The organism is Allobosea sp. FW305-C-101 (assembly GCF_058783685.1).
This window is the reverse complement of record NZ_JBYSYT010000009.1, coordinates 60,534-74,615: the sequence shown is the minus strand read 5'-3', so window position 1 is coordinate 74,615 and position 14,082 is coordinate 60,534. Positions and strand designations below refer to the sequence as shown.

Here is a 14,082-nt window from a genome sequence, read left to right as displayed (position 1 = left end):
ACCATGCGGAGCGATGCCTGTGTATGCAACATAAATTGCCGATAGGCGAGTCTGCAATTTAACTTGCAGAGCACCGCAAGGCTCCGTTACGCTGGCGGGCATGGAAGAGACGATGAACCTGACGGAGATCATCGCGGCGCGGCAGGACGAACTGACCGAGTCGGATCGCCGGCTGGTCGAGGTTCTCCTGGCCAACCGCACGGCGGGCAGCTTCCTGCCGTCGCACAAGGTCGCCGAGCAGGCCGGCGTGCATGCCTCGACCGCCGGGCGCCTCGCCCGCAAGCTCGGCTTCGCCTCCTATCGCGAGATGCGCGGCGCGCTACAGGACACCGTCGTCGCCGATCTCGACGCGTCGGTCCGGGTGCGGCGCCGGCTCGACCGGGTGCGCGGCGATTCCCTGCTCGGCTCTGTCGTCGAGGGCGAGATTCGCGCGCTCGGCGCGCTGGTGAGCCAGATATCCGATACGGAGATCGTCGCCGCGGCCGACATGCTGCGGCAGGCCGGGCGCATTCTCGTTGCCGGCGAAGGTCATGCCAGCAGCCTCGCCGATCTGTTCGTGCGGCGCCTCGTCCGCTCCGGCTATCGCGCAACGGTCGTCGCCCATGCCGACTGGCAGGCGGCCGACCAGCTGCTCGGTCTTGCCGCCGGCGATGTCGTGATCGCGCTGATCTTCCGGCATGAAAGCACGGCGATGACCCGCCTCGTCGCCTGCGCCCGCGAGATCGGAGCGAAGACGCTCCTGATCACCGACAGGCGCACCGGCGTTCCCGCCTGCGACATGCAGCTCGTCGCCGCGCGCGGCGAGCAGGGCGAGTTCCATTCGCTGACCGTGCCGATGGCGATCTGCAACACGCTGATCCTGGAACTGTCGCGCACCGATGACGGCCGCTCGCTGGAAACGCTGGCGAAGGTCGAGACCCTGCAACGCCTGTTTCGCGGCAAGCCCGGTTAGGGCCGCCGCAGCCATTTCCGCCCGATCACCGACGAAAACCTGTTCCCCAGGAGAGTGCGATGAAGACCTCGACCATCAGCAAGGCGATCCCGGGGGTCATGCTCGGCGCAGGCCTCGCCGCCATGGCTTGCTCAAGCACCACCGCACAGGAACGGCCCGCCCTCACCGTCGCCGTCAACGAGCTCGCGCGCTCGCTCGACCCCGGCGAGCACACCGGCAATGTCGATACCCGCATCTACTACTCGATCTTCGACACGCTGATCCGGCGCGACTTCGCCAAGCCGAAGGCCGATGGCGGCGCCAGTCTCGTGCCCGGCCTCGCCGAAAGCTGGTCCTGGACGACACCGACCACCTTCGACCTGAAGCTGCGCCGCGGCGTCGTCTGCCATGACGGCAGCCCGTTCGACGCCAACGACGTGCTGGCGACCTTCTCGCCCGACCGGCTCTGGGGGCCGAAGGCCTATTATCCCGAAGGCCGCGTCTATTTCGGCAATTTCACCAATATCGAGAAGCTCGACGATTTCACCGTGCGGATCACGGTGGCGCAGCATGACCCGATCATGGAGCATCGCCTGTCGAGCTACATGTCCTTCGCGATCTGCGACGAGCCGTGGAACGCCTTCCGCAAGGAGGGCGTCGATTCCAAGGTCTGGATGGACCAGGCCGCCAAGGCCCTGCGCTGGAAGCCAGTCGGCACCGGCCCCTATAGCTTCGTCGACTACCAGAAGAACGACAAGATCACGCTCGCGGCCTTCGATCGCTATTTCGGCGGCCAGCCAGCAGCCAAATCCATCACCTTCCGCTCGGTGCCCGAGGTCGCGGCCCGCGTCGCCGGCCTCGTCGCTGGTGATTTCGACATCGCCGTCGAATTGCCGCCGGACCAGTGGGACGGCTTGAAGCGCTACAAGGACGTCTCGGTGAAGACCGAGCCGCTGGAGAACAGCCATGTGCTCCAGTTCAACACCAGCGATCCCGTGCTTTCCGACAAGAAGCTGCGCCACGCGATGAGCCTGTCGATCGACCGCAAGGCGCTGATCGACGCGCTCTGGAAGGGCCAGACCTATACGCCCAATGGCCACCAGCTCCCGAGCTTCGGGCCGATCTATGTCAAGGAGAACAAGGGCTACGCCTATGATCCGGCGCTGGCCAAGAAGCTGCTCGCGGAAAGCTCCTACAAGGGCCAGGAGATCTCCTACCGGCTGATCCCGAACTACTACCTCTACAATGTCGAGGCGGCGCAGGTGATCCAGGAGATGTGGCGTGCGGTCGGCATCAACGCCCGCATCGACTTCGTCGACAGCTTCAAGGAGGTGCGCAAGCCGGGCGCCCAGGTCTTCGCCTGGTCGAACACCTATCGCGTGCCCGATCCGTCCGGCGCGATCCTGACGCTGTGGGGGCCCGAGAGCGAGAACCAGAAGACCTGGAAGCTCTATGGCGCGAGCCCGGCCTTCAACGATGCCGCCAAGGAGCTGACCGCCGAGACCGACGAGACCAAGCGCCGCGCGGCCTTCGCCAAGCTGCTCGCGGCCTTCGAGGACGATATGCCGATGACGATGCTCTACAACCCCGTCACCGGCTATGGCGTGAAGAAGGGCATCAACTGGACGCCCTATAGCCAGTACTACATGGATTTCCGCCCCTCGAACTTCTCGCTGACCGCGAAGTGACGGGGAGCGGGCGCAAGACCGGGACGGGCGGGGGCAGCGATGCGCTGCTCTCCGTCGAAGGCCTGACCGTCGGCTTCCGCACCGCCAGGGGCTATGCCGACATCCTGCACGCGGTCTCCTTCGCGGTACGACCGGGCACGACGACCTGCATCGTCGGCGAGAGCGGCAGCGGCAAGAGCGTCTCCTGCCAGGCGGTGCTCGGGCTGCTACCCGCGAACGGGCGCCGGACGGCGGGACGAATCCTATTCGAAGGGCGTGACCTCGCTGCCGCCAGCGAGGCCGAACTCGAAACCATCCGCGGCCGTGGCATCGGCATGGTGTTCCAGGACCCGCTCGGATCGCTCAACCCGCTGCACACGGTCGGGACACAGTTGCGCGAGACCCTGCGCCTGCACACCGCGCTCTCCGAGCCGCAGCGTCAGGCCCGCGCGCTGGAGCTGTTGCGCCTCGTCGGCATCCCCGAACCGGAGCAGCGCCTCGCTTCTTACGTCCACCAGTTTTCCGGCGGCATGGCGCAGCGGGTGATGATCGCGATGGCGCTGGCTTGCGAGCCGCGCCTGCTGATCGCCGACGAACCCACCACCGCCCTCGACGTGACCATCCAGGCGCAGATCCTCGACCTCCTGAACAAGCTCAAGGCCGAGCTCGGCATGGCGATCCTGTTCGTCACCCATGACCTCGGCGTCGTCGCGGAAATGGCCGATGATGTGGTGGTAATGCGCCATGGCCGCGTCGTCGAAGCCGGCCCGGCCGAGCGCCTCCTGAACGCTCCGCAAGCGCCCTATACGCAGGAACTGCTCGCCGCGATGCCGCGTCTCGACGTCGCCGCGCCGGTCTATCGCGAACGGGCCGAGTCATGAGCGCCGCGACCGAGCCCCTGCTGCGCGTCTCTGCCTTACGCCGCCATTTCGGCGGCGGCCGCTCCTTCCTGCGGACGCAGCGGACCATCCGCGCCGTCGAGGACGTGTCGCTGACCTTGCGGATCGGCGAAACGCTCGGGCTCGTCGGCGAATCCGGCTGCGGGAAATCGACTACCGGGCGGATGATCGTCGGTCTGGAACGGCCGAGCGGCGGCGAGATCCTGTTCAAGGGCCGCGATCTCACAAGCCTGGCGCCGAAGGACTGGCAGCGGCAGCGCCGCGACATCCAGATGATCTTCCAGAATCCGCAATCGGCGCTCGATCCGCGCTTGAGCATCGGCCGGCAGATCCGCGAGCCGCTCGACCTGCACGAAATCGGCGAGCGCAGCGGGCGCGATGCGGAAGTCCTGCGCCTGATGCAGGCGGTGGCGTTGGCGCCGGAGATGGCCGACCGCTTCCCGCATCAGATCAGCGGCGGGCAGGCGCAGCGGGTCGTGATCGCACGGGCACTGGCGATGAAGCCGAGCCTGATCGTCTGCGACGAGCCGGTCTCGGCGCTCGACGTCTCCGTGCAGGCGACGGTGACGGAGCTGCTGCAGGAGCTGCAAGAGCGCTTCGACATCGCCTATCTCTTCATCTCGCACGACCTGCGCGTGGTGAAGAAGCTCTCGCACCGTATAGCGGTGATGTATCTCGGCCAGATCGTCGAGGAAGGCCCGACCGACCCGGTCTATCGCCAGCCGATGCACCCCTACACGATGGCCCTGCTCGCCGCGATTCCGGACCTTTCGGCATCGCGCGGGGCTCGACCCGTGCGGCTCGCGGGCGACCCGCCTTCGCCGGCCAACCCGCCGGCCGGGTGCCATTTTCACACGCGTTGCCCTTACGCCCGTCCGCGCTGCTCGGCCGAAATGCCAAGCCTGCGCCCGCTCGGCGAGGGCCGCAGCGTCCGCTGCCATTTTGCTGGTGAACTGGGAGTTGCGTCATGACCCGGCCGCTCATCATCGCCCATCGCGGCCACTCCGCCCGCTATCCCGAGAACACGCTGGAGGCCTATCGCGCCGCGATCGCGTCTGGCACCGATCTCGTCGAGACCGATGCGCGGATCAGCGCCGACGGCGTCGTCATCGCCTCGCATGATCCCGATCTCGTCCGGATTGCCGGCCGCGACGCTGCGGTCGCGGAGACGTCGCATGACGACCTCAGGGCCATCGCCCGCTCCGGCGGCGTGCAGCTCGCGACGCTCGCCGAAGCGCTCAGCGCGATCTGCCCGCATCGCCAGGCGCTGATCGACATCAAGACCGGGGATCTTGCGATCATCGATGCGGTGCTCGCTGTGATCCGGGAACTCGGCGTGCTCGACCGGGTCTGGGTTGGTGCGCGCGAGGTGCTTCAGGTCGCGCATGCCACGCTGACGGTGCCGGGGATCCGGGTCCTCGCCTTCCTGCCCGACAAGGCCAATCCGGATCACTATGCCGCCGCAGGCGCGAGTGCGTTCCGCATCTGGGAAGGGGCTCTTGACGGCCCTGTCGCCGCGCGGCTGCTCGGACGCGTGCCGGTCTGGGTCACCGCCGGCGGCAAAGGCACGAGCCGCATCGTCGGCGACGTCGATAGCGACAGCCTTGGCGCTATCCTCGCACATGCGCCGCAAGCCGTTCTGCTCAACGATCCCGACCTGCTGACGGGCTTCCAGAGCCGCAAGGCGTCGTGATGCCCGGCCGGCTGTTCCTGACGAAGCTCGCGCGCGGCCTCTTGACCGTGTGGCTGATCGTGACACTGACCTTCGTCGCGCTCAATCTCTCGGGCGACCCGATCGAGGCGCTGGTCGGCGATCAGGCTCCCGCCGAAGTCATCGCGCATTATCGCGAGAAATTCGGGCTCGACCGGCCACTTTGGCAGCAATACGTCTCCTATGTCGCAGGGATCGCGCAGGGCGATTTCGGCCTGTCGCTTTCCGATCAGCGGCCCGCCATCGAGCTCATCGCCGCAGCATTGCCGCGCACGCTCCGGCTCGGGCTCACCGCCTTCGTGCTCGGCCTTCTGCTTGGCGTCGGGCTCGGCATCGTCGCGGCGCTCAACCGCAACCGGCCGATCGACCGCTTCGTGATGAGCTTCGCCGTGCTCGGATTCAGCCTGCCGAATTTCTTCTTAGGGATTCTGCTGATCCTGTTGTTCTCGCTGCACTGGCGCCTGCTGCCGAGTTCGGGTGATCAGACGATCTGGCACCTGATCCTGCCGGCGATCACGCTGGGCACGCATTTCGCCGGCACCTTCGCCCGCTTCACGCGCTCGGCCATGCTCGAAGTGCTGAACAAGCAATATGTCGTCGCCGCCCGGGCCAAGGGCGTGCCGCGGCCACGTCGCGTGCTCTGGCACGCCCTGCCCAATGCCGCGATCCCGATCATCACGATCATCGGCCTCAAGCTCGGCGATCTCGTCGCCGGCTCGATCATCGTCGAGACCGTGTTCGCGGTACCGGGCGTCGGGCGGCTTCTGGTCAATGCGGTGACCTCGCGCGATTTCGCGCTGGTGCAGGCGATCCTGATCATGACCTCGATCACGATGGTGCTCGCCAATCTCGCCGTCGACGCGATCTACACGCTGATCGACCCGCGCATGCGCGCCGCCCGCTCGGAGAGCTGAGATGGCGCTGTCGAGCCTGTTCCGCCGGAAGGACGATGCGCCGGTCCGCGCCGAGGCACGCTATCCCACCCTCGTGGTCATGGCCCTCATCCTGCTCGGCCTGATCCTCGTGATCTTCCTCTTCGCCGACTGGCTGGCGCCTTACGATTACCGCACCCAATCGCTATTGAAGCGCCTGAAGCCGCCGGCCTTCCTCGGGGGGATGCCGGAGCATCTGCTGGGGACCGACGAGCTCGGGCGCGATGTCCTCAGCCGCCTGATCTACGCGATCCGCTTCAGCGTGCTCGTCGCGCTCGGCGGCACGCTGATCGGCGCCTTCATCGGCACCACGCTCGGCTTCATTGCCGCCCACTTCCGTGGGCTGGCGGAAGAAGCGATCATGATGCTGGCCGACGTGCAGGCGTCCTTGCCCTTCATGATGATCGCGCTGGCGCTGATAGCCCTGTTCGGCGGCGGCTTTTTCCTCTTCGTCGCGATTATGGGCTTCTATGGCTGGGAGGTCTTCGCGCGATTGACGCGCGGCGTCGTCATCGCCGCCAATACGCAGGGCTATGCGACGGCGGTGACCGCGCTCGGCGCGCCGGCCCGCCATGTCTATCTCCGGCATGTCCTGCCGAACATCCTCAGCGTGCTGATCGTCCAGTTCACGCTGAATTTCCCGCAAGTGATCCTGCTGGAGACGTCGCTCAGCTTCCTCGGCCTCGGCATCCGCCCGCCGCTGACCAGCCTGGGCCAGATGCTGGGCGCCGGCCGCGCCTACCTGACCAGCACCTGGTGGATCGCGGTGCTGCCGGGCATGGCGATCTTCCTGACGACGATGTCGATCTCGATCGTCGGCGACTGGATTCGCGACCGGCTCGACCCGACGCTGCAATCGCGCTGACCGGCCCCTGTCAGGACAGGTCAGCCCGGCCGAGGACGCGTCGCGCCGCCGTTCGCAGCGCGCGTTGATCGTGATAACCGACCGCCCTGACGATCAGGTGCGGCGCCACGCCGTCGCTCGCCATCGTCATGGCCCTGAGCACGCGCAGGCGCGAGCGCCAGTCGCCGAAGCTCATGCCCGTCTCCGCCCGGAAGCCGCGCGTCAGCGTGCGCCGGCTCGCTCCGGCATGCTCGGCCCAGCCGTCGAGATCGATGTCCAATGAAGGGTCCTTCAGCAGGGCATCACAGATCCGCCGCAGGCGCGGGTCGCGCGGCAAGGGCAGTGTCAAGGCGGTCTCGGGCGCCCGCGCGATCTCGTCGAGGATCAGCGCGGCAAGATGCCCGCCGCGCCCGGCCTCGTCATAGAGCAGCGGCTCGGCCGAAAGCGCCTCCAGCGTTGCTGCGAGCAGGGCCGAAACCTCCAGCACGCGACATCCCGTCGGCAGCACGCCGACCGCCTCGGGCGCGATATACGCCGAGCACATCGAGACGGCGCCATGCATCCGGACCTCATGCGAGAGGCGCGGCGGTATCCAGAGCGCGTGCCGGGCCGGCAGCACCCAGGTGCCATCCTCCGCGCGCACCAGCGTCAGGCCGGCTGTGGCATAGAGCAGTTGCGCGCGCGGGTGGCTGTGCCAGCCCGTGCTCGCGCCGGCCTCGTAGCTCTTCGGCATCACGGCGACCGCACGCGGCACCGACTGATAGGCCTCGCTCTCGCTGCGCATCGCCTGTCCTCTTTGGCCCGATCACGTCGAATAACGACCCGACAGGCCTAGCGGGTCAAGCTAGGATCACGCATCATCGCTGCGAGACTGCCCATGAGCCCCGAGACGCTGTCCAGGCGCACCCTGCTTTTCGTCAACGCCGCCCATGCGCTCGATCATTTCGTGCTGCTGATTTATCCGACGGCGGTCATTGCCATCGCCGCGCAGACGAACCTGAGCTACGCGGAGCTCATCGGCCTCGCGACCGGCGCCTTCGTCGCCTTCGGCCTGTGCTCGCTGCCGATGGGCTGGCTCTCGGACAAGTTCGGCCGGCGCAATATGCTCGCCGTGTTCTTCATCGGCTATGGCCTGTCCTGCCTCGGCGTCGCCAGCGCGGACCGGCCCGCCGCCTTCGCCGGCTGGCTGCTCGTGCTCGGCGTGGCCTCGGCAATCTATCATCCGGTCGGCTCGACCATGCTGGTCAGCCATGCCCGCCAGCTCGGCCGCGACCTCGGCGTCAACGCCGTCTGGGGCAATCTCGGCGCGGCCTCGGCGGCCGGCGTCACCGCGCTCATCGCCGCGAATTTCGGCTGGCGCTTCGCCTTCATCCTGCCGGGCGTCGTCTGCCTCGTTCTCGGCGCTGCGTTCGTCGCGCTCGTGCCCGGCGATGGAAATCCATCCGCCAACCGCTCCGGCAAGGCCGAGCTGATCCCCGTCAATCGGCCGAAGGCTCTGCTCGCCATCTTCGCCGTCGCGATCATCGCCGGCGGCATGACCTTCTACATCACCACGATCGCGCTGCCGAAGGTCATCGACGAGCGCCTAGGCCTCGACCTGCCGCTGGCGCTGATCGGCTCGCTGGCGACGCTCGTCTTCGTCTTCGGCGCCGCCACGCAATGGCTGATGGGGCGGCTGGTCGACCGCTATACGCTGCCGGCCCTGTTCGTCGGGCTCGCGCTGTTCCAGCCGCTGGGCCTCGCACTCGCGGCAACGACCTCGGGTGCGCCGCTGCTGATCGGCCTCGTCATGACCATGGCCGCGATCTACGGGCAGGTCGTCGTCAACGACGCGATGGTCGCCCGCTACGTGCCGGCGCAGCACCGCGCCAAGGCCTTCAGCGTGCGCTATTTCCTCGGCTTCACCGTCAGCGGCTTCGTCGTGCCGATGCTGGCCGTGCTTCATGCGCAGGGTGGCTTCGGGCTGGTGCTGGCCGGCGCCACCGTCTTCGGCCTGATCGTCTGGTGCGCGTCGCTGGCGTTCTTCTTCCTGGCGCAGCCCGCGCCCGCGGCGAGCACCATTACGGCCGAGCAATAGGCCTCCGACAGCGCAAGCTGTCGGCCCATCGTTCAAACTGGATCGCGCCCATAGCGCCACCATGCACGGCGAGGTGGAACTGCGCCTGATCATGCGCTTCTGACATCTCACAAAAGGATTGTCAGATCTTAGAAACTGAGCCAGCATGGCTCATGCTCGATCAATCGCCCTTCTCTCTTCCGAAGCCTCCGGCAGCGGAGAGCGACATCGCCTTCGCAAGCCGGCGCCTGCGGCAGGCGCTCGTCCGCTGCGAGTTCGCGCCCGGCACCTATGTCCATGAAGGCGATCTCGCGCAGCGTTTCGGGCTGGGGCGCGCCGCCGTCCGCGTCGCGCTGACGGAGCTTTCCATCGCCGGCTTCGTCGCCCGGCATGCGCGGCAGGGCTGGCGCGTCGCGACGGTCGATGGCGCGCTGGCGAGCGCGATCGTCGAGGCGCGTTTGCGGATCGAGCCAGCCCTGGTCGAGAAGCCGCTCGATGAGCGCAGCACTGCCCTGCTCGGCAGCCTGCGCGGAGCGATCGACGCCGTCATCGGGCGGGACGACCCTTCCGCACGCACGATGGCGCAGCAGCTCTGCCGGCAGGCGCTCGATCTGCTCGCGCAAAGGACCGGCGGTTTCATCGCAATCTGGCTGCGCGATCTCTGGGATCACACCGAACGCCTGACGCGCTCGCTCGAAATGGCCGGCGCTGCGGCACCCGCGACCGATCCGCGCCCGTTGCTCGATGCGCTCCTGCGCAGCGACCGCGAAGCCGCGCTTCTGGCGCTCCAGGAGGAGCAGAAGCGCTTCACCGACGCGGTGGCGCACGGCTTTCTCGCGACCGCCCGCCTGCTTCCGCAGAACGAACCCGTTTCCGTGCGCAGCCGCCGGGCGCGCCGGAGAACGAACGACCGCAAGCCTTCCCCCACCGTATCCGAGGAGAAATCGCGATGAGCCGTGTTTCGAAAGCCGCAGCCGCCTTCCTCGTCGCCACCGCGCTCGGCCTCGCGGCCGGGCCGGCGCTCGCCGCCAAGGAGCGTTTCGTAGTCGACCTCGTCAACGAGCCGTCCTCGCTCGACCCGCAGGTGCAGTGGAACCCGGACAGCTACTATGTCTACCGCAACATCTTCGACAATCTCGTCACCCGCGACGACAAGGGCGCGATCATCCCGCAGGTCGCGACCGCCTGGAAGCAGGTCTCGGATACCGAGATCGAGTTCGACCTGCGCAGCGACATCGCCTTCCATGACGGCTCGAAGCTGACTGCCGACGATGTCGTCTACAGCGTCAAGCGCATCACCGATCCGAAATTCGCCAGCCCCCAGCTCGGCCAGTTCGACAAGATCACCGAGGCGATCGCGCTCTCGCCGACCAAGGTGAAGCTCGTCACCGCCGGCCCCTATCCGGCGCTGCTGGCGCAGCTCGTCAAGCTCTCGATCGTCCCGAAGGCCGTGGTCGAGGCCGTCGGCAAGGATGCCTTCAACCTCAAGCCCGTCGGCAGCGGCCCGTACAGGTTCGAATCCTGGCAGCGCGGCGTGCACGTCCAGCTCACGCGCAACGACGCCTATTGGGGTACCAAGGCGCCCTTCCCGGCGGTGACCTTCCGCGCCGTGCCGGACGCGGCGACCCGCCTCGCCAATCTGCAAGCCGGCGCGAGCGACCTCGTCGTCACGCTCGATGCCGACCAGGCCGCCCAGCTCAAGTCCTCTCCCAAGGCCCAGGCCCTGATCGGCCTGACCGAGCGCGTCGCCTATGTCCGGCTCAACACGACCAAGCCGCCTTTCGACAATCCCAAGCTCCGGCTGGCCGCGGCTTACGCGCTCGACAAGCAGGCGATGATCGACGGCCTGCTCGGCGGCCATGACAAGCCCGTGCCGGAACTGCTGACGCCGGCGATCTTCGGCTGGGTCGATGGCATCAAGGCGCCGGAGCACGACCTCGCCAAGGCGAAGGCGCTGATCGCCGAAGCCGGGCCGGCTGCGAAGGCCGAGATCGACCTCGCCACCGCGCCGGTCTTCGACCAGCGTATCGTCCAGGCGATCCAGCAGATGCTGACCGAAGCCGGCTTCAACGTGAAGATCGCGATGTCGGACATGGCGACCTATCTCAAGCGCGCCCAGGCCGGGCCGGAGGCGACCTCGCTGCTCAGCTTCGGCCGCTGGTCCTGCGCCTGCCAGGATGCGGACGGCGTGCTCTTCCCGCTGCTGCACAAGAGCAGCGGCTGGTCGGCCTATCGCAACCCGAAGATGGACGCCCTGCTGGAAGAGGCGCGCGCGACGCTCGACACCGGCAAGCGCCTCGCCGCCTACAAGCAGGTGCATGAGATCGTCGCCGCCGACGTGCCGGTCGTGCCGCTCTATCAGGCCGTGGTGATCTACGGGGCGGCCAAGAGCCTGACCTTCCAGCCGACGCCGAACGAAAGCCTGTTCATCAACCGGATGAGCTGGAAGGACTGAGCCGCGGTGCCGGGTTTCCTGCTCCGCCGGCTGGGCCAGGCGCTCGTCACCATCCTCGGGGTGGTGACGCTGATCTTCTTCGTCCAGCGCCTGACGGGAGACCCGACCTACCTGCTCGTGCCGGAGACGGCGACGCAGGCCGATATCGCGGCCTTGCGCCATCAGCTCGGCTTCGACCGGCCGCTCGTCGTGCAGTATCTCGACTTCCTCGGCGAGCTCGTGCGCTTCGATCTCGGGCAATCGGTGGTGCAGCGGGTACCGGTGACGACGATCATCGCCTCGCGTCTCCCCTATACGCTGATGCTGGCGACCGGCGCGCTCCTCGTCGCCTGCGGCATCGGGGTGCCGATCGGCATCCTGCTCGCGATCTTCCGCAACTCGGCCGCAGCGAAGGCGGCTTCGGGCTTTGTCCTCGCCGCCCAGAGCATGCCGACTTTCTGGAGCGGCATCCTGATGATCCTGGTGTTCTCGGTGCTGCTCGGCTGGCTGCCACCCTCCTCCACCGGCGACCTCTCGAATCTCGTCATGCCATCCTTCGCGCTCGGCCTGCTGAGCATGGCGACCTTCGCGCGGATCACGCGCTCGGCCCTGCTCGACGAACTCTCGAAAGACTATGTCCGCACGGCCCGCTCGCGCGGCGTCCGTAGCGGGCGGCTGCTCATCCGCCATCTCGCGCGCAACGCCTCGATCCCGGTGATCACCGTCGCGGCGCTCGAGATATCGAACCTGTTGGCCGGCGCCGTCATCGTCGAGACGGTCTTCGCCTGGCCCGGCCTCGGACAGGTGACGGTCCAGGCGATCCTGGCGCGCGACTTCATGATCGTGCAGGGCGTGGTGCTGCTCGGCGCCTTCGTCACCGTGCTGCTCAACCTGCTCTCGGACCTGCTCTACAGCCTGGTCGATCCGCGCATCGTGCTGGAGGGCGCGCGGTGAGCGTCGCAGCCGCAAGCCCGATGCCGCGCGCCAAGCGCCGTGGCCTGTGGCGCTGGTGGCCGGTCGGCATCATCGCGCTCGTCGTGCTGGTCGCTGTCTTCGCGCCCTGGCTCGCGCCCTATGATCCCAACCAGCAGAACCTGCTCGGGCGCCTCAAGCCGCCCGGCACCGTCTCGCGCAGCTTCCATTACTGGCTCGGCAGCGACGAGCTCGGCCGCGACCTGCTCAGCCGCGTCATCCATGGCGCGCGCATTTCGTTGATCGTCGCCTTCGCCTCGGTCGTCCTCTCCGGCGTGGTCGGGACGACGCTCGGCATGATCGCGGGCTATCGGCGCGGCTGGGTCGAGATCGCGGTGATGCGCGTCGTCGACGTTTTCCTGTCGATCCCGGCGATCCTGCTCGCGATCATCACCGTCGCGGTGCTCGGCCCCGGCATCGTCAATGTCATCATGGTGCTCGCGCTGACGCGCTGGCCGCGCTACGCCCGCATCGCCTACAGCCAGACGCTTTCCGTGGCGAACATGCCCTATGTCCGGCTCTCGGCACTGATGGGAGCCGGCGCGCCGCGCGTGCTCTTCCGCCATGTCCTGCCCAATATCGTCGGCGCGGTCAGCGTCGTGGCGACGCTCGAATTCGGGCTGATGATCCTGTTCGAGGCCGGCCTGTCCTTCCTCGGGCTCGGCGTCCAGCCGCCGACCGCGAGCTGGGGCGCGATGCTCTCGACCGGCCGGAACTATGTCGCGACCGCCTGGTGGGTCGCCACGCTCCCCGGCATCTGCCTGTTCGTGCTGGTGCTCGCCGTCAATCTCACCGGCGACGCCGTGCGCGACCGCCTCGATCCCCGCCATCGCTGAAGGACTAAGCCCATGTTCGAGGACATCAAGGGGAAGCGCGCCGTCGTCACCGGTGCCTGCGGGGTCATCGGCCGCTGGATCGCCGAGGTTCTGCACGAGGCCGGCGCCACGCTCTGCCTGACCGATGCGCGTAGCCAGGATCTGGAGACGCTGGCCAAGACGCTCGGCCTCTCCGGCGAGAGCTTCGTCATGCCGGCCGACCTGACCGACGAGGCCTCGATCACGGCGCTCGCCGCCGAGATCGGGAAGCGCTGGGGCGCCGCCGACATCCTCATCAACAATGCCGGCATCTATCCGAGCGCCTTCCTGCTGGACACGCCGACCGCCGAGTTCGACCGCATCCTCGCGATCAACCTGCGGGCGCCGTTCATCCTGACCCGCGAACTCGCGACCCAGATGGTACGCAAGGGCGTGAAGGGCTCGATCATCAACATCTCGTCGGGCGCCTCGCGCAAGATGCGCCGCACCGCCTGCGTCTATTCGATGTCGAAGACCGCGCTCGACCGATTGACCAAGGGGTTCGGCGTCGAGCTCGCCGAATACGGCATCCGCTCCAACGCGCTGGAGCCGGGCTTCGCCGCCGGCAGCACGGTCAGCGCCCTCACCGATGCGCATATCCAGAACACGGTCGCGCAAATCCCGCTCGGCCGGGCGTCGTCCCGCGCGGATGTCGGCAACGCCCTGCTCTACCTCGCCAGCGATGCCTCGGCCTATGTCACCGGCGCGACGCTCACAGTCGATGGCGGCAACTCGATCGGCTCGCTCGCCGTCCATCAAGACAAGAAGCAGGCGCTCTAAGG

At 67.6% G+C, this 14,082-nt stretch carries 14 protein-coding genes; 13 read left to right on the top strand and 1 reads right to left on the bottom strand.

Annotated elements, in window-relative coordinates:
* The first annotated feature begins 112 nt into the window (after window positions 1–112).
* Genes AC3WMA_RS24535 through AC3WMA_RS24505 form a run of 7 tightly spaced genes read left to right on the top strand, consistent with a single transcriptional unit; the run spans window position 113 to window position 7,005 of the window.
* On the top strand, window positions 113–952 hold the full coding sequence (locus AC3WMA_RS24535) for a MurR/RpiR family transcriptional regulator (protein WP_492287879.1): 840 nt from the start codon (window positions 113–115) through the stop codon (window positions 950–952).
* Window positions 953–1,011: 59 nt separating this feature from the next.
* Window positions 1,012–2,619: an ABC transporter substrate-binding protein gene (locus AC3WMA_RS24530; RefSeq protein ID WP_492287878.1), complete on the top strand. Its 1,608-nt coding sequence runs from the start codon at window positions 1,012–1,014 to the stop codon at window positions 2,617–2,619.
* Window positions 2,616–3,479: an ATP-binding cassette domain-containing protein gene (locus tag AC3WMA_RS24525; protein ID WP_492287877.1), complete on the top strand. Its 864-nt coding sequence runs from the start codon at window positions 2,616–2,618 to the stop codon at window positions 3,477–3,479. Before AC3WMA_RS24530 ends, AC3WMA_RS24525 begins: the two co-directional genes overlap by 4 nt.
* Complete coding sequence (locus AC3WMA_RS24520) at window positions 3,476–4,468, top strand: ABC transporter ATP-binding protein (RefSeq protein WP_492287876.1); 993 nt, start codon at window positions 3,476–3,478, stop codon at window positions 4,466–4,468. The genes AC3WMA_RS24525 and AC3WMA_RS24520 overlap by 4 nt, the downstream gene beginning before the upstream one ends.
* The gene (locus AC3WMA_RS24515; protein WP_492287875.1) at window positions 4,465–5,190 is read left to right on the top strand and encodes a glycerophosphodiester phosphodiesterase; all 726 of its coding nucleotides are present in this window, start codon (window positions 4,465–4,467) and stop codon (window positions 5,188–5,190) included. Before AC3WMA_RS24520 ends, AC3WMA_RS24515 begins: the two co-directional genes overlap by 4 nt.
* Complete coding sequence (locus AC3WMA_RS24510; protein ID WP_492287874.1) at window positions 5,190–6,122, top strand: ABC transporter permease; 933 nt, start codon at window positions 5,190–5,192, stop codon at window positions 6,120–6,122. Before AC3WMA_RS24515 ends, AC3WMA_RS24510 begins: the two co-directional genes overlap by 1 nt.
* A 1-nt stretch (window position 6,123) precedes the next feature.
* Window positions 6,124–7,005, top strand: a complete 882-nt coding sequence (locus AC3WMA_RS24505; RefSeq protein ID WP_492287873.1) for an ABC transporter permease — start codon at window positions 6,124–6,126, stop codon at window positions 7,003–7,005.
* Between the two features lie 10 nt (window positions 7,006–7,015).
* On the opposite strand, the gene AC3WMA_RS24500 is transcribed toward AC3WMA_RS24505, so the two are convergent.
* Complete coding sequence (locus AC3WMA_RS24500; RefSeq protein WP_492287872.1) at window positions 7,016–7,768, bottom strand: AraC family ligand binding domain-containing protein; 753 nt, start codon at window positions 7,766–7,768, stop codon at window positions 7,016–7,018.
* Between the two features lie 93 nt (window positions 7,769–7,861).
* Between AC3WMA_RS24500 and AC3WMA_RS24495 the strand changes: the two genes are divergently transcribed.
* The 6 genes from AC3WMA_RS24495 to AC3WMA_RS24470 all read left to right on the top strand — a co-directional run bounded on the left by AC3WMA_RS24495 (window position 7,862) and on the right by AC3WMA_RS24470 (window position 14,080).
* Window positions 7,862–9,061 (top strand): MFS transporter, encoded by a 1,200-nt coding sequence (locus AC3WMA_RS24495; protein WP_492287871.1) that lies wholly within the window; start codon window positions 7,862–7,864, stop codon window positions 9,059–9,061.
* Between the two features lie 152 nt (window positions 9,062–9,213).
* Window positions 9,214–9,993 carry a GntR family transcriptional regulator gene (locus AC3WMA_RS24490; protein WP_492287870.1) on the top strand — a complete coding sequence of 260 codons (780 nt, stop codon included), beginning with the start codon at window positions 9,214–9,216 and terminating at the stop codon, window positions 9,991–9,993.
* Entirely contained in the window at window positions 9,990–11,495 is a 1,506-nt protein-coding gene (locus tag AC3WMA_RS24485; protein WP_492287869.1) for an ABC transporter substrate-binding protein, read from the top strand. The genes AC3WMA_RS24490 and AC3WMA_RS24485 overlap by 4 nt, the downstream gene beginning before the upstream one ends.
* A gap of 6 nt (window positions 11,496–11,501) precedes the next feature.
* Window positions 11,502–12,428: an ABC transporter permease gene (locus tag AC3WMA_RS24480; RefSeq protein ID WP_492287868.1), complete on the top strand. Its 927-nt coding sequence runs from the start codon at window positions 11,502–11,504 to the stop codon at window positions 12,426–12,428.
* Window positions 12,425–13,282 carry a nickel transporter permease gene (nikC, locus tag AC3WMA_RS24475; RefSeq protein WP_492287867.1) on the top strand — a complete coding sequence of 286 codons (858 nt, stop codon included), beginning with the start codon at window positions 12,425–12,427 and terminating at the stop codon, window positions 13,280–13,282. Before AC3WMA_RS24480 ends, nikC begins: the two co-directional genes overlap by 4 nt.
* Before the next feature lie 12 nt (window positions 13,283–13,294).
* Window positions 13,295–14,080, top strand: a complete 786-nt coding sequence (locus AC3WMA_RS24470; RefSeq protein WP_492287866.1) for an SDR family NAD(P)-dependent oxidoreductase — start codon at window positions 13,295–13,297, stop codon at window positions 14,078–14,080.
* Window positions 14,081–14,082: the final 2 nt, after the last annotated feature.

What these genes read in the sequence shown, in the direction of transcription:
- AC3WMA_RS24535 (WP_492287879.1), top strand. Translation starts at nt 113, where the DNA reads ATGAACCTGACGGAGATCATCGCGGCGCGGCAGGACGAACTGACCGAG.
- AC3WMA_RS24530 (WP_492287878.1), top strand. Translation starts at nt 1,012, where the DNA reads ATGAAGACCTCGACCATCAGCAAGGCGATCCCGGGGGTCATGCTCGGC.
- AC3WMA_RS24520 (WP_492287876.1), top strand. Translation starts at nt 3,476, where the DNA reads ATGAGCGCCGCGACCGAGCCCCTGCTGCGCGTCTCTGCCTTACGCCGC.
- AC3WMA_RS24515 (WP_492287875.1), top strand. Translation starts at nt 4,465, where the DNA reads ATGACCCGGCCGCTCATCATCGCCCATCGCGGCCACTCCGCCCGCTAT.
- AC3WMA_RS24510 (WP_492287874.1), top strand. Translation starts at nt 5,190, where the DNA reads ATGCCCGGCCGGCTGTTCCTGACGAAGCTCGCGCGCGGCCTCTTGACC.
- AC3WMA_RS24505 (WP_492287873.1), top strand. Translation starts at nt 6,124, where the DNA reads ATGGCGCTGTCGAGCCTGTTCCGCCGGAAGGACGATGCGCCGGTCCGC.
- AC3WMA_RS24500 (WP_492287872.1), bottom strand. Translation starts at nt 7,768, where the DNA reads ATGCGCAGCGAGAGCGAGGCCTATCAGTCGGTGCCGCGTGCGGTCGCC.
- AC3WMA_RS24495 (WP_492287871.1), top strand. Translation starts at nt 7,862, where the DNA reads ATGAGCCCCGAGACGCTGTCCAGGCGCACCCTGCTTTTCGTCAACGCC.
- AC3WMA_RS24490 (WP_492287870.1), top strand. Translation starts at nt 9,214, where the DNA reads ATGCTCGATCAATCGCCCTTCTCTCTTCCGAAGCCTCCGGCAGCGGAG.
- AC3WMA_RS24485 (WP_492287869.1), top strand. Translation starts at nt 9,990, where the DNA reads ATGAGCCGTGTTTCGAAAGCCGCAGCCGCCTTCCTCGTCGCCACCGCG.
- AC3WMA_RS24470 (WP_492287866.1), top strand. Translation starts at nt 13,295, where the DNA reads ATGTTCGAGGACATCAAGGGGAAGCGCGCCGTCGTCACCGGTGCCTGC.